The sequence below is a fragment of the Paenibacillus wuxiensis genome (assembly GCF_040195695.1).
Lineage (GTDB): Bacteria > Bacillota > Bacilli > Paenibacillales > Paenibacillaceae > Paenibacillus_B > Paenibacillus_B suaedae.
The window spans coordinates 18059-33592 of sequence record NZ_JBEFZI010000010.1 but is presented as its reverse complement, the minus strand read 5'-3'; the positions used below and the strand labels follow the sequence as shown (position 1 = coordinate 33592).

Below are 15534 nucleotides of genomic sequence, written 5' to 3'. Positions count from 1 at the left end.
TCTGTTCAGCGTCTGGCCGTAGTTTGTAATCTCTTCTTACCTTGTCTTTACCAATCTTCTTCTGGTGATCCCATTAACGATTCTCGAATGACATAAACAAAAGCGCAAACAAGGATGCCTGCAATAATGCTCACACCAATCACCCCTAACGATCGGATACGCATTTCATCTTTCTTGTATTTTTAGTGTACCATAATGCTTCCCGAAATGACACGGATAAATGCAAGCGTTTCCTTTACGTTTTGATTACAGAATAAAGACAGAATTGTATCATCACAGCGCTGTTCTGCAGGTGAACAGCATGATTGTTGTCCCTTTATCATATGTTGTATTGCAGTGGTCGTCCCATTGACTGAAGAAGTAGAGGGAGTGAATATACAATGAGCCGCTCTCGGACAAGCTCCTCCATCCAGATTGTACTCATCGCAGCAACGATTGGTCTCTTCATTTTATTAATGATCATATATCCTGACACCGTATTATCCGCTTCGACACGGGGGTTGGCCATCTGGTGGGACGTCCTGTTCCCATCCTTGCTCCCGTTCTTTATTATATCCGAAGCTCTGCTTGGTTTCGGCATTGTACACTTCATTGGCACCTTGCTTGATCCAATCATGCGCCCGATGTTCCGCATCCCTGGAATCGGCGGGTTTGTGGTCGCTATGGGTTATGCTTCCGGTTACCCTGTTGGAGCCAAGCTCACCACTCAGCTGCGAATGCAGAGGCTCATTTCCCGTGAAGAAGGGGAGCGCCTCGTCGCCTTCACCACGTCATCCGATCCCATATTTCTAATAGGTGCTGTATCCATCGGATTTTTCGGAGACGCCAGCCTAGCTCTTACGATCGCACTTGCTCATTACGGAGCGGCATTTGTCGTCGGGCTATTAATGCGATTCCATGCTCCGCATGTTCCTATGACACCCATAGCAGCAGCTGTCGAGCCGATCTCCTCCCATGGACAGACGAAGCGTGTCAGGCAGACTCCCCTCGTTGTCCGCGCCTTCTGGGCCATGCATGAGGCAAGGCAGAAGGATGGCCGCTCCCTCGGCACCTTATTGCAGGAGGCTGTTGCCTCCTCTTTAAAGCTTATGATCGTTGTAGGAGGGCTGGTTGTCTTTTTCTCCGTTGCGATGGACTTGCTGTCCGCAATTGGGGTTATGCGTGTATGGGAGGCTGTGCTGCAAGGGCTGCTTCAGACTGTTCAATTCCCCGCCTCCCTCTCATCCGCCTTTTCCGGTGGAATATTTGAGGTCACACTTGGAGCTAAGGGCGCTGGAGCCGCGGACTCAGCTGGCACTCATGCACAAGTGGTAGCCGCAGCTTGGATTTTGTCATGGGGCGGATTGTCCGTCCATGCCCAAATCGTTAGTATTATGAATCAGTGCGATTTACGATATATTCCTTTCTTTGTTTCCAGACTCATTCACAGCTTCCTTGCCGCATTCGCCGCTTTTATCCTGTATCCGCTGCTCCATACAAGAATGGTACAATCCTTGCTCCCTACGTGGCTGTCTGACTTAGACCACAACATAATTCCAACGAAAGTATGGAATACAGCATGGTCAGCCACACATACTGGTCTTCTAGCAGCCTTCGCCATTCTCATTATATTGAGTATCGGATCAGCGGCTGTTGGATTGCTCCGATACTTCCATCGAATGGGCAGATAAGGGAACGGCTAATCTGCTTCAGATGAAATGGCGATTGTATTCCAGATGTGGAACGTATAATATGGAATTGGATATACTTCGTTATAAATCTTAATGAAAAGCAGTGCAAAGGAGCCAACGCCTTGAAGTACGCAGTAATGAACCGGGGAGACGACGTATCTGCCGCATTAGCTGACACGTTCCACCAACTGGCCAACGATCGGGGCCTAGTACGTGATGATGACGAACCGAATATTGTATTATCCATAGGCGGAGACGGCACGATGCTTCAAGCGTTCCATCGATACATCGATCAGCTTGATCAACTTGCATTTGTTGGCATCCATACCGGCCACCTCGGGTTTTACGCGGATTGGAAGCCAGATGAAATTGAGATGCTCGTTCAGTTGATTGCAGATAATCGAACTCAAGATCAAATATCACCACGCATCGTCAAGTATCCGCTAATTGAGCTGCAAGTCGCTACTCATGACAACGGCTCCAACAAGACATACATCGCATTGAATGAGTTTACGCTTAAAGGGGTAGAAAATACGCTCGTCGCTCAAATTGATATTAATGACGAACTGTTCGAAATGTTCCGTGGAGATGGGGTGTGCGTATCCACTCCGTCTGGAAGTACAGCTTACAATAAGAGTCTCGGCGGGGCAATGGTTCATCCCTCGATCCCATCGATTCAACTTGCTGAGATTTCATCCATCAACAACCGTGTGTATCGTACGCTTGGATCGTCGCTTATTTTGCCGAAGCATCATCATTGCGACATCCATTCTCAGAAGAAGCAGAAATTGCTCCTAACGGTTGATCATATCAACATTCCGTTGGAGCAGCTATGCTCCATACGCTGTAGAGTCGCCGATCAGAAGGTAACATTTATTCGCTATCGTCCATTCCCGTTCTGGAATCGGGTGCGTGAAGCCTTCCTCGGATATGACGAGCACGGCTGTTATAACGTATAAGTTCAACTTCACAATGCCCGCTGTTCACTGGACGGCGGGCATTGCTGTGTCCTATTCATGCAAACGGCACCGCTCCTCGTCTTGAACAGATGAGAAGCGGTGCCGGTAAGTCCACTGTGTCTGCTTAGGAACGCACTTCTTTAGGTGCGCGTTCTACCCGCTCTGCCCGTTCCTTCGATTCCGCAGCAGGTCGTGGCTGCGCACCTGACTGATTCGGTGTACCGCCTTTGCCATGATTCTGCTTATTGCGATTGCGCGAATGACGAGGCTTACGCTCAGACGAGGATGGCTTCGCAGCTGGTTCCGCTGCTGCATCCTGATTATTTTGCTTCGGCTGGAGTACGATCCCCTGCTTCGGTTGCTGCGGCGGCAAATCCGCAGTAGGCGCTTCCAATGCTGCTGCACCTTCTTGTTCTGCTTCATCTCCCTGATCTCCAGCAGTCCTTACACGGACATCCTTGTTGCCTACCCTCTCCAATATGAAATAGGCGCATCCGAAATTGCAATATTCATTAATGTAATCCATCATTCCGGACAAGGCGCTATCCTTAGTGGATTTCGCATGAGTGTCACGGAAGAAGCCTTTGAGGCGAAGCTGATTGTATCCCCAATCCCCTAGAATGTAATCATACCGTTCTAATACTTCGCTATAGCGACCCTTGAATGCTTCCGGATTCCATGCGTTCTTGTACTCATGAATGACTTCGTACGATCTGCCTCCAATTTGAATCACGTCCGTGATTCCCCCTTCCCCTGCCGCAGCAGGCTCAAGCACGAACGGAGGAGCGCGCTTTATCGAGGTTGTTCCCATAACATAGAGGCCTGCATGCTCCCTCTCCTCCCGATTGCCGCCGCTGCTCCTTACAAGTCGCTAGCAACTTGTAAGGAGACTGGGACATCGAGTAGATGATGCATTCTTCCCGCTGCTGAACATCGGCTTCTCGAACGGTCACTCTTTAGGCGAACTCCGTCTCATCGCCAGCGGCTAACAACACGATTACGCTTGTGTAGCCATGGACTTATGAGCGGACTGGACTTGTTCATGCGCATGGTAGGAACTGCGGACAAGCGGTCCCGATTCCACATGGCTGAACCCACGCTTCAATCCTTCGTTCTTCAGCTCTGCAAATTGTTCTGGAGTGTAATATTTCTCAACGAACAAGTGTTTCTTCGTCGGCTGTAAATACTGTCCAATTGTCATAATGTTGCAATCAACGGCGCGAAGATCGTCCATTGTCTGCAAGATTTCATCCCATTCTTCCCCTACGCCAAGCATAATGCTGGATTTCGTAGGAATGTTCGGCTGCATTTCCTTCGCACGCTTCAACAATTCAAGTGTGCGTTCATACTTCGCCTTCGCACGTACACGGTCGGATAACCGTTCTACCGTCTCGACGTTATGATTGAGAATGTCTGGCTTTGCGTCCATAACCAACTTAAGTGCATCCCAATTACCCATGAAGTCCGGGATAAGCACTTCCACACTACAGAGTGGCAACCGGCGACGTAGCGCCCGGATCGTCTCTGCAAAGATCGATGCTCCTCCATCATTCAAATCGTCTCTGGCTACGGATGTAACGACACAATGGCGCAAGCCCATGCGCTCTGCAGCTTCTGCTACGCGTTCTGGCTCCTGCAAGTCCAATTCCGTCGGCATGCCGGTATTGACCGCACAGAAGCGGCAAGCACGAGTGCAGATATCTCCCAAAATCATAAACGTCGCCGTACGATTTGCCCAACATTCATAAATGTTCGGACAACGTGCTTCCTCGCATACGGTGTGCAACGTTTTGGAGCGCATCATATCTTTAATCTCGGAATAGTTCTCTCCGGTAGTCAGCTTGATGCGTATCCAATCTGGTTTCTGCTTCTGCTCTCTCGTTTTCATGGAGTCTACCTTCCTTCTTGTTCGCTTAACCTTGACCTAATTCTGTATTATACCATGAACCCTTCAAAATCTATACCTACGTGTCCATTGCTTGGATAAAAAGGCCATTTACGCACATTCTAACATTAAATCAACCTTTTCAGGTATGGAATAAGGAGGAAATGAAGACATGAGACAAGCTCCATCTTATCTATGTGCAGGACTTGCCTTATGGCTGGGGCTGATGACACCACATTCGGCGGTGTCGGTTCATGCCGCTCCGTCTGGTTCACAGCAGCAAAAGATTCAGTCTAGCCAGCAGTCTGGAGCTGCCAAAGATTCTGGTCAGGCACCATCCCCGGCAGGGGATGTATGGAAAGAGCGTCGAAATTTATATGAGCAAATGTCAATTCTGACCGGTATCCCTTGGTACCGATTAGCTGCCATCGACCAGTACGAGCGGGCTTTGACCAAAGCCAACCCAAAACAGCGTAAACATCCAGATCGACTAACAGGCGTATATGTGGATCCCCGTAAATGGGCTGGCATGCTGAACCCGGATATCAATGATGACAACCCGAAGTCGATATCTATCTTTAGAGGTATTGGACGCGACGGTTCCGGGGACAAGCGTGCGGACGCCTCGAATGATGTGGACTTGCTCTACAGCGTCGCTTCGATCATTGGAGCCTATGGGCCTAATGTCGAAGATTTTGGCAATGGACTGTGGCATTATTATTCCAATCCGCGTGCTGTTCAGCGTGTCCAGCAGTATGCGCGGATTTTCGAGCATTTCGATAAAGTAGATTTGTTCGAGTACACTTTTCCATTGCCTCTTGGAAGCTCCTATTCATATCGAAGTACTTTTGGAATGGGACGGCATTACGGGGGGTATCGTATTCATGAAGGCACCGATATTTTTGCCGGATATGGGGTTCCTGTGCGCAGCACCTGCTATGGCATCGTTGAGGTGAAAGGCTGGAACCGTTACGGCGGCTGGCGGATCGGCATACGTGATCTGAATAACATATATCATTATTACGCCCACCTGTCTGGTTATGAGAAACATATTAAGGTTGGCGATATCGTCACCCCAGGTCAGACAGTCGGATGGATTGGCAGCTCTGGATATGGCAAGCCTGGCACATCAGGCAAGTTCCCTCCGCATCTCCACTATGGCGTATATCGCGATCGCGGCTTAGTCGAGTACGCGTTCGATCCGTATCCGCTTCTGTACCAGTGGGAACAATCCGATAAACGCAAGCGGCTGAATTCCAAGCGGCGCTAACGATTGGGTTCTAAATAAGGCAAAAAGGGCACATCTTTCGGCCGTACCGATGAATGTGCCCCTTCTTCATATACGAATCCCATACACATTCCATTGCGCATCTGATACAGTGCGCCATACTCCGATCACGATCCAGTATTGCCGTTACCGCCATGCTGCTGCACATCACCAGTCTCGGCCGGAGCTGTCGGATCAGCATGCGTTTCAGTCTGTGTTGGAACTGTTATCCCTTCCTGCTTGCTGCCGGAAGAAATACTCCCGCTTCCTCCGCTGCTTGGAACCGACTGCATAGGCAGCGACAAGGCAGGGGCTTTTTCCCGATTCGCTCCCACTGGCTGGCCCTTGCCATCATAATAGTACATTGGAACATCCCCTACGACGAGCAAATAGGAGATTGGAATTTGAGTTTCAACCACTTCAGGCTCCAGATCGAATGGAATGACAATCGCGACCTCTTCCGTCACCTTGATATACACCTCAACCAGTACCATATTGATGCCAACGTCCATAGGGCGGGTATTCAACTCCACCTTAACCGCACCCTGCGGCTCCATCTTAACCGGTATCCGTGGGCCGAAGGAAGCAATCAGTGGACTGCCCAGCGCTTGACCAAGCGGAATCTTGTCACTGATTTCATGAATATTTTTGAGCGAGGACTCTACAATATCTACCGTTTCGGAGGTAATCCGCATATGCTCGTTGTAATTCAAGACGAAGCTTGTCACTTTACCACGTGAATCGGTTTTCCATTCAATCAGCTTATCGAGTTCTCGCCCACGCATCACCTGATCGGTAATCGCTCGGTTAATGGCCTGCGTCGCAATTTGCTTTACACGAATTTTAGCCAAATGCATGAGCGGCCCCTTCACATTTCTATCCACGTAGACGAACAATTGCACTGTCAATAGCGTGAAAATAACGAGCGCAATGAAGAAGGCTCTGCGTTTTCGCTTCGGCTTCGCTTGTCTGCTGCTCCAGCCTGATGATACATTTTTGGCTTCTGATTGACTTGCAACTGGCAGCCTCGGCCGTGGACGCCACCCTGACGCTCTCCAGCCTGGACGGCGCTTGCTCCAAGATATTTTCGGCCATCTCCATCGCCGCGCACGGAACCCGCTCGAACGCCACCTGTTCACATCCGATTCCCCCTTCCGGTCGGTGCAACGAGCAGCCTGTACGTTCTCAGTGTATGCTTGCCCGAGGGAAAAAAGAAGAATTCAACCGTGTAATGTATTGCAGGACAAAAAAAACGAGCAACCAGATTAACACGGATTGCTCGTTCGATATGAATGATAAAAATAGTCCGATTTGCTCCATTACTTTTTCATTCACCATTCAATTTATTACGTACATGTAACCTGTTTCAAAATGTTAACGAAGAATATCTCCACTGATTATCTAGTGCCTTCCATACATCGTTCGTCTCAGCACCTACATACCAATAGGCAAATCCCGCCACATTGCGTTTGCTCGCCATTGCATACTTCGAACTCAGGGAGCGGCTTTCTTCTGCCCACACTTGATGTCTTATTCCTCGATCCATGAAGTCAGCGATATACTGTGAAGTTCGGTCATCCCATTTAACCTTGCGGGAACGCAGCAGTTCCCCTTGCTCGTTCAATGTCATTTCACGAGAAGTAACACCTGTTTCTTTTATCGTCCAATCTCTCGTATAGAAGGGAAGTGCTACGATGACTTTGTTAGACGGCACCGACTCCAGCAGTTTATCCAGCGCGCGCTGCACCCATGGCTGTGAAGACACAGATCCCGCATTTGGCGCACCATCCCAGTGCTCATCATAACTCATCAGGACCAAATAATCCGCAGACTTGCCGAGTGCTGCATAGTCAAACGCCTCCGTCCAATCTGTCCCCAAGTCTGGAGACACATCAATAGATAGGACTGCCTTCTGTTGATGCAGCTTAGCCGCCAGTTCCGATACGAATGCTGTTAAGGCCTGTTTATCCTCTGGTCGCACATTTTCAAAATCAAGATTTAAACCATCTAACCCATATGTCTTCACAAAGCCTGACAGCTTTGCAATGACTGCATTTTTCTTCGTCGGATCCGTAAGCACCTGATGCGTCAAATCCGCATTGAAGCGATTGCCTACAAGTGCCCACACCTGCTTGCCATGCTGCTTCGCCCACGATAGGAGCGTCTTGTCGGTTTGATCCGAAACCGTCTGCTTCGCATCAAGGAAAAACCACCTTGGCGATAATGTATTAACGGTTGATCCCGAAACCTTCTCTATATACTGCTGCGTCGAAAGCTCATGCATCCATCCCATCTCGATGCGCTTCGGCGGAGTCTTCGTCAGAGCCTTCGACCAATCAGGACGTTGAAGCGCCCGATTCAGTACGACGGCCGTCTCCTGCCGGGTCAGCGGATCATTTGGCCGGAACCCTTTATCGTCACCAGTCATAAGGTCCAGCTTTTGCATAATGCTTACATACGGTACTGCCCATTTCGCGATATCGAATGAATCTGGATAAGATAATACGCCAGAGCCGGATTTCGTAGATTGCTTGAACGCCCGCACAATCATTGCAGCTGCTTCCTGGCGGGTTACAGGCTGTTGCGGCTGAAAGCTTCTCTCCCCTGTTCCCTGTACCAAATGCAGCAATGACCCTGCTTGAACCGCACCATAATACCAAGCGCTGCGCGGCACGTCATCATAAGCAGGAATGTCGCTTGTCACAGGGTGCAAATTAAACATCCGATTGATCATGCTGATTAATTCTGCCCGGGTCACCGACTTCTCTGGTTCATAGCGTCGATTACCAGAGCCGGTCACAATGCCTTTCTTATATAAGGTGACAATATCCTGCTGCCCGTATAGACCAGCAATATCATCGAATGGCAAACCTGAGCCCGCACTCTTCGATTCTCCCCATGCCAAACTTCCGGTTATAAACATCGCGGCTACAGCCGTTAACAATACAATTTTGCGTCGAAAGGTCACTTCGATATCCTCACTTTACTAGAGATGATAGATTGCGCTATCCTATCTTCCATCCTAGCAAAAAAGAGAACATTGATAGATAATTAAATAATGGAAATTATCATACATTTTTGTATGATAATAGGAACATATGAGGGGTTACCTTTATTACATTCGGTTAACATTGCGTGTCTCCATTTTTTTCAGAGCTGTCTTATAGACGATATAGATCATTTCACTCACATTGACTAAACCTAATCCCCGCTCCTCTTTAATCGAGTACGTATTCGAACCCATGTCGCAATTCAGACGAACTCCGTCAAAATAGATTCGCTCTACTGGCGTATGGCCATGAACGATAGGCTTATTGTCGGTCAACCTCTGAAGAATAGACTTCGGAATGCTGTAAAAATCCGACTCTGACATCCAAAGTATACCTCTATTCTGTTGATATAACGGTTCATGAGGATTTAATCCGGCGTGCGTATAAACAAATTCATCATCTTCGTAGAGTAATGGCAGACCGCAGGCCCATTCTATGTATTTATGCATCTCCGACTCATCAGCAAATGCCCTCGAAAAATCCTTAAGAGTATCGATCCCTCCATGTTTCAGCCATAGCTTATCACCGTGTTGATAGTAATCCCTCATCATTTCCTCATGATTGCCAATCAACGCAATCACATTGTTAGGATATGTATCTACCAATTGCTTGATCTTCATGAGGACTTTGCCGCTTTCTTTTCCACGATTGATATAGTCCCCGCCGAACACAAGCTGATCCTTAGTTAAATCGATCTCCGCGTACTTTAGCAATTGTTCGAGCCCCTTATACTCACCATGTATATCACTCATGAAATACTTCAATAGACTGAACCTCCTCTGATTAAGTCCCGCATATGCAAAAAGACCGGACAAAGGAACGCGCAGTAAATCAATCCTTTTCCAGTCTCTTGTCTATTCAAATACTATTTTATAGGGATATTCATTTATACCACAGGATCTATTGCGAGTAATGACGCTGTCTCATTGCCTCATAGAGCAGCACTGTAGTAGCCATGGCTACATTCAGCGATTCCGCCTGCCCACGCATCGGAATAATAATCGTATCATCTACGAACGATTGCACATTCTGAGAGACGCCTTGCCCCTCATTGCCAACGACAAGCCATGTCGCCGGTCGATAGTCATAGCTATAGCAGGAATGCGTTGCCTGCAAGCTCGTGCTGGCTAGGCGAACCCCGCTTGCTTGCGCAGCAGGAAGCAGCTCAGCTAAATCCCCCTCTACAACCGGCAAGTGAAATAGCGACCCCATAGTTGAACGAATCGTCTTCGAATTATAGAGATCAACGGTCCCTCTGCCAATGACGACACCATGTGCGCCAACTGCATCTGCGGTACGGATAATCGTCCCTAGGTTGCCAGGATCCTGTACGCCATCCACAACAACAACGAGCGAGTTCGGTGATGCCAGCAAGCTGTCTACCGATGCAGCAGGCTTATGGACAATAGCGAAGACAGGCTGCGGGGTCTCGGTATCACTGCATTTGCGTATGATCGCATCCGTCACTGCAATCCACTCCGTGCCCGGAGCACGACCAGAGGATGATAGTCCCCCCTCTTCTCGCAAGTGGAATGGCTCCAACTCCTGCGGTATTCCGCTGTTCATGTCATACGCCACGACATCCACCTGCATATCAGAGCGCAGAGCCTCCAGTACGAGATGGATGCCTTCCACGATGAACAAGCCTTCACGGTTGCGGTGCTTTCGTTCTTTTAGCTGTACCCAGCTCTTTACTTTATTATTCTGTATCGATGTAATGCTCAATGGTTCTCTCATGATTCCGAAAATGCCAGCTCCATCGTATTCAAATGTTCGTTCTGCCCAATAATGACAAGCACGTCTCCTTCTTTAATGCGATCTTCTGCATATGGAGAAATGTTAGTCTTGCCGTTGTTCTTAATTGCCATAACGTTGCATCCATACCTCGCGCGGATATCAAGTTCCTTCAAGTTCTTGCCGATCATAAGCGGCGTCGCACGAATCTCTACAATACTGTGGTCATCAGACAACTCGATGTAATCCAAAATATTCGGCGAAATCAGGTTGTGCGCAACGCGCATCCCCATATCACGTTCAGGGAATACGACCTTGTCAGCACCGATTTTGCTTAATACCTTGCCGTGCAGTTCATTCTGCGCCTTGGCAACGATCGTCGGCACACCTAGATCCTTCAGGATGAGCGTAGTCAGGATGCTTGCCTGTATATCTTGCCCGATGGCAACAACGACTACGTCAAAGTTGCGGACACCAAGCGCTTTCAGCGCTTCTTCATCCGTACATTCTGCGGATACCGCATGCGTAACCATATTCGCTACATCCTGAATTTTCTGCTCGCTCGAATCAATCGCAAGCACTTCAAATCCCATTTTGCTTAAGCTGTTCGCTATACTTGTGCCAAATCGGCCCATACCGATAATGGCAAATTGTTTTTTGGCAGCCATAGGTTCACCTTCCCCATTTTCCGACAACATTCTATACCCTTCATTATAGCATGCCCATCTCTGTAGGTGAAACGCGAATCCCTTCCTTGAATGACTGTCCTCATCTCAGGGAATGTTATAGCATGAAGCAAGCACACGCGAAGGAAGGAGGACTGCCTGTGGCCGTCACATTGAATTTGCGTCAAGCCATTGTGCAAAAGGTAAAAAACAAGCCCGATGAAGATATCGTAGATATGATTGAGGGCTCCATCGATTACGATGAACGCGCATTGCCTGGATTGGGTGTGCTGTTCGAAATGATCTGGAAGGCGAGCAGCAGCGAGGCTCGTCAGCAGCTTATCGATACGCTTCAGAGCAAACTGCAAGACGAACAAGCTGGCAAATAATCATCAGATCTACATTGCCCGCATCCACGAAATGCAATTATGTATATCCACATTACAATGACGCAGAACCCATTACCCTTGAATAGAGGGATAACGGTTCTGCGTCTTTTTTTACATATCGCTTTACATTGACGCTGCGTCAAACTATACAATGAAAGCATAACCAAGCAAGGAGCCGATGCCCAATGAAAATTCAAGAAGCTGCAGAGCAGCTTGGGATGACAACGAGAGCAATACGCTTCTATGAGCAGAAAGGTCTACTGCCTCCGCTCGCCAAAGAACAGAATGGCTATCGCGTATTCAATGAAACGGATATAAGCCGGCTGCGGACAATAGGCGCACTGCGGGAGATGAATTTGTCAGTCGAGCAAATTCGCTGCTGTATTGATGATGCAGTTCAAGGGAATATGGCGTCTGTCCATCCTTTTTTATTAGAAAAGCGGCAAGAGCTGGCCCTGCAATATACCGAGCTGAAGCGGCTCCTCGGCCAAATTGACAAGCTGCTTAACGGCTATGATTCCGATCAAGTGAATCAAGGAGAGATGATGATGAACGATTTACATGCCATTGGCGAACAATCACGACGCTACCAGAAGCTGCGCAGTGATTGGAGCGACCGCTGGAATTTTGACAAGCAGGCAGGACAATATGATCACGCTGTAGCGAACGGTACGGGGCCATTGGATGTCCACGCCGATTATGAGGCCATTCTTGACAGGGTATGTCTTGAGGCGATTCAAGAGTCAAAGACCGGAGAAAGAGGACTTGAAATTGGGATTGGTACGGGCAATCTGGCTGGCCGCTGCTTGCGCCTGGGGGCAGATATGACCGGCATTGATCAGTCAAACGCAATGCTCGAGCGATGTCGGGAGAAATGGCCGAATATTCGGCTGCTGCAAGGCAACATGCTGGCTTTGCCAATAGCGGATGAACAATTTGACTTCATAATATCAACCTATGCGCTTCACCATGTAACCGATGATCAGAAAGAGATCGCCCTTGCCGAGATGATCCGGTTACTTCATCCTGATGGACGCATTGTAATCGCAGACCTAATGTTCCGGGATGAGGCGCATCGCGCTACCTTTATTGACCAGCTGACAGCTGCAGGGGACGTGCAGGGGATTGAAGCACTCCACGACGAATATTTCGCCGATCGTTCCAGATTGATTCCATGGTTAGAGCAGCAAGGTTTCAAGGTAAAGCCGGAACAGTTGAATCATTTAATGCACATGCTGACGATTTCCAAAGAGAGGGTGTAAGAGCCGTGACAATCGAATCAGCGCAGGATGGTACCGCCCAACCCCGAGATCGCAAAATGACACTTGTACCTCAATCGGATGAAACCAAGCAAGCGAACACGAAAATGAAACCGGATCATGACACCGTCTATGCCCAGCAGGCTGCCGATTATGACCGTATGATCCAGTACGAAGATATCGAGCAGGAATGGCGGCACTCTGTACAGCAGGTGCTCAATAAGCGGCATTATGAGCGGATTATCGAAATTGGTGCAGGAACCGGAAGATTTACTCGAGTTGTATTAGCTGACATGCCCAACAGAGATTGGCAATCTGGTTCCTATGTAGCCTGTGACGCATCTGAAGCGATGCTAGAGCAGCTAAAGCACAATATATGGCTTGATGTATCCTTGGGACGAATAAGCGCCCCTACAGCCGCTAAGCTGTCCACACATGAAGCACTGCACCACAAGCTTCCGCTTGCTGATCATTCTGCTGATCTCATTCTAGCAGGCTGGACAATCTGTTATGGTGCCTGTGAAGGGAATACAAGTGAAGAACAGGGCAGTTTACTAGATCGCATCATGAGTGAACTAAGACGCATATTGCGTCCCGGTGGATGTATCGCGATTTGGGAGACACTTGGAACGGGGGTAGCCGCTCCCGAAGTCCCCCCTGGATTGCGGACGTACATTCGAGACTTAGAAGAACGTTACGGGTTCGAGCGCACGGAATTAAGCACGCATTTCCGCTTCCCTTCGATGGAGGAGGCCAAGCAGATCACAAGCTGGTTTTTCGGTTCCACCGCCTGCAGGTTCCTCACGCCAGAAAGTGATGGCAGTGTCGTACTGCCCTCCTATACAGGCCTGTGGGTCTGGGATAATGACAAAGCCCGCCAATAATCTGGCGGGCTTCTTGTCGTCTATTTTCCTTAAGGAGCTGTCTCCATAAACTTCAAATCTGGCATTTTGTCCATAGCTGTACGCATCGCATACTCGTTCTCAAACAATGCGACAAAATTGCCGTTCTTGTCCTTCACGAGCTGTGAATTGATACGGAACTTCGTTGGATCAATATCCTTCGGATTGCCTGTTACCCATCTTGCGAACTGGTACGTTAGACGCTGCATCATCACATCAACGCCGTACTCCGCCTTCATCCGATATTCGAATACCTCGAATTGGAGCTGACCTACTACGCCCAATATCGTCTCATCAAATACGCCTGCGGAATGGAATATTTGAATTGTACCTTCCTCAGTCAACTGATCGACGCCTTTTTGATACTGCTTATGCTTCAATGCATTCTTAACCGTCACCCGGGCGAAAATCTCAGGAGAGAAGGTTGGCAGTTCATCGAACACCACTTCTCCACCTTGACTCAAGCTGTCTCCAATCCGGAAAATGCCTGGGTCGAACAGACCGATAATATCGCCTGGGAATGCCTCCTGTACGATATCCCGATCCTGGGCAAGGAATTGCTGTGGCTGCGCAAGCTTAATCTCCTTGCCTGCCCGTACATGTTTAACGGACATCCCGCGCTCGAATTTGCCGGAGCAAATGCGCAAGAAGGCAATGCGATCCCGATGGGCAGGGTTCATATTTGCTTGAATTTTGAAAATATAGCCCGTAAACTTCTCGTTCGTTGGCTCAATCGGCCCTTCCGTCGATTGGCGCTGAGCTGGCTTCGGAGCAAGCTGAAGAAAGTTATCCAAGAATGTCTGCACGCCGAAATTGTTGACCGCACTTCCGAAGAAGACGGGTGTCAATTCGCCGCGCTTTACCTTCTCATAATCGAACTCGTCTCCCGCTACGTCTAACAATTCCAACTCTTCACACAATTGATCATGCAAATAGTCCCCTGCAATTTGGCGAATGGCCGGATCGTTGTAATCCTCAACCTTCTTCACACTAATCTTCGTGTTATCATCCTGGAACAGCTCGACTTGATTCTTCATGCGATCATATACACCGCATAGACCGCGCCCCATACCAATCGGCCAGTTCATTGGCACAGATCGAATTCCAAGCACCTGCTCAATCTCTTCCATCAGCTCAAACGGACTGCGACCTTCACGGTCGAGCTTGTTGATGAACGTAAAGATCGGAATACCACGCTTCGCACATACTTGGAACAGCTTAATGGTCTGTGCCTCGACACCCTTCGCAACGTCGATCAACATGACAGCAGCATCCGCAGCTGTCAATGTGCGATACGTATCTTCACTGAAGTCTTGGTGACCTGGTGTATCCAAGATATTAACCCGATGCCCATTATAATCAAATTGCATTACCGATGACGTAACCGAGATACCACGCTGCTTCTCGATTTCCATCCAGTCACTCGTTGCATGCTTGCTCGCTTTACGAGCCTTGACCGTACCTGCGAGACGGATGGCGCCACCGAACAGGAGCAGCTTTTCTGTCAATGTCGTCTTACCGGCGTCTGGGTGAGAAATAATCGCAAAGGTACGACGCTTCTCTACCTCTTGCGCTAATTGTTCGGATAATTTACTCATATCGTTAGCCCTCTCATCACAAAATCACGTAAGTCCTATTGTAACACAAAATAAGTAAACCTATAAATGGGTAACGAGAACAACCTTCGAAGAATATGAAATATCTCTAATCCCTCGTTACTGCATCCTGCTATCTCCTAACAGCTATCCCCTATA

The 15534-nt window shown here is 48.6% G+C and carries 13 protein-coding genes and 1 pseudogene; 6 read left to right on the top strand and 8 right to left on the bottom strand.

The window, feature by feature from the left end; all coding sequences use genetic code 11:
* Positions 1-380: 380 nt before the first annotated feature.
* Together spoVV and ABN764_RS22455 are read left to right on the top strand one after the other, a co-directional pair.
* Positions 381-1670, top strand: coding sequence for a dipicolinic acid transporter SpoVV (gene spoVV, locus ABN764_RS22460; protein WP_268626032.1), 1290 nt, complete (start codon positions 381-383; stop codon positions 1668-1670).
* Between the two features lie 122 nt (positions 1671-1792).
* Entirely contained in the window at positions 1793-2629 is an 837-nt protein-coding gene (locus ABN764_RS22455; protein ID WP_021254271.1) for an NAD kinase, read from the top strand.
* Positions 2630-2753: 124 nt separating this feature from the next.
* Here the strand turns inward: ABN764_RS22455 and ABN764_RS22450 are convergent, their stop codons facing one another.
* Positions 2754-3440 carry a YutD family protein gene (locus tag ABN764_RS22450; protein WP_419149803.1) on the bottom strand — a complete coding sequence of 229 codons (687 nt, stop codon included), beginning with the start codon at positions 3438-3440 and terminating at the stop codon, positions 2754-2756.
* A 186-nt stretch (positions 3441-3626) separates the two neighbouring features.
* Positions 3627-4529 (bottom strand): annotated as a pseudogene (lipA, locus tag ABN764_RS22445) (lipoyl synthase); the annotation flags it as partial.
* A 157-nt stretch (positions 4530-4686) separates the two neighbouring features.
* On the opposite strand from lipA, the gene ABN764_RS22440 reads away from it, so the two are divergent.
* Positions 4687-5784 (top strand): M23 family metallopeptidase, encoded by a 1098-nt coding sequence (locus ABN764_RS22440; RefSeq protein ID WP_446673171.1) that lies wholly within the window; start codon positions 4687-4689, stop codon positions 5782-5784.
* 125 nt (positions 5785-5909) lie between these two features.
* Here the strand turns inward: ABN764_RS22440 and yunB are convergent, their stop codons facing one another.
* The 5 genes from yunB to ABN764_RS22415 form a co-directional block, all read right to left on the bottom strand.
* Positions 5910-6920, bottom strand: a complete 1011-nt coding sequence (gene yunB / locus ABN764_RS22435; protein WP_446673170.1) for a sporulation protein YunB — start codon at positions 6918-6920, stop codon at positions 5910-5912.
* A gap of 227 nt (positions 6921-7147) precedes the next feature.
* On the bottom strand, positions 7148-8749 hold the full coding sequence (locus ABN764_RS22430; protein ID WP_446673169.1) for an S-layer homology domain-containing protein: 1602 nt from the start codon (positions 8747-8749) through the stop codon (positions 7148-7150).
* 147 nt (positions 8750-8896) lie between these two features.
* A complete protein-coding gene (locus ABN764_RS22425; protein ID WP_446673168.1) occupies positions 8897-9595 on the bottom strand; it encodes a metallophosphoesterase family protein in 699 nt (232 codons plus the stop codon).
* 136 nt (positions 9596-9731) lie between these two features.
* Positions 9732-10556 (bottom strand): TrmH family RNA methyltransferase, encoded by an 825-nt coding sequence (locus tag ABN764_RS22420; protein ID WP_446673167.1) that lies wholly within the window; start codon positions 10554-10556, stop codon positions 9732-9734.
* Between the two features lie 8 nt (positions 10557-10564).
* On the bottom strand, positions 10565-11233 hold the full coding sequence (locus ABN764_RS22415) for a potassium channel family protein (RefSeq protein ID WP_021254279.1): 669 nt from the start codon (positions 11231-11233) through the stop codon (positions 10565-10567).
* A 158-nt stretch (positions 11234-11391) separates the two neighbouring features.
* Between ABN764_RS22415 and sspI the strand changes: the two genes are divergently transcribed.
* The 3 genes from sspI (at position 11392) to ABN764_RS22400 (ending at position 13762) form a co-directional block, all read left to right on the top strand.
* Positions 11392-11619, top strand: a complete 228-nt coding sequence (gene sspI, locus ABN764_RS22410) for a small acid-soluble spore protein SspI (protein ID WP_028533687.1) — start codon at positions 11392-11394, stop codon at positions 11617-11619.
* Positions 11620-11804: 185 nt separating this feature from the next.
* The gene (locus ABN764_RS22405) at positions 11805-12881 is read left to right on the top strand and encodes a MerR family transcriptional regulator (protein ID WP_446673166.1); all 1077 of its coding nucleotides are present in this window, start codon (positions 11805-11807) and stop codon (positions 12879-12881) included.
* Positions 12882-12886: 5 nt separating this feature from the next.
* Positions 12887-13762: a class I SAM-dependent methyltransferase gene (locus tag ABN764_RS22400; protein ID WP_446673165.1), complete on the top strand. Its 876-nt coding sequence runs from the start codon at positions 12887-12889 to the stop codon at positions 13760-13762.
* A 29-nt stretch (positions 13763-13791) separates the two neighbouring features.
* Here ABN764_RS22400 and ABN764_RS22395 read toward each other — a convergent pair whose 3' ends face one another.
* The gene (locus tag ABN764_RS22395; protein ID WP_446673164.1) at positions 13792-15378 is read right to left on the bottom strand and encodes a peptide chain release factor 3; all 1587 of its coding nucleotides are present in this window, start codon (positions 15376-15378) and stop codon (positions 13792-13794) included.
* Positions 15379-15534: the final 156 nt, after the last annotated feature.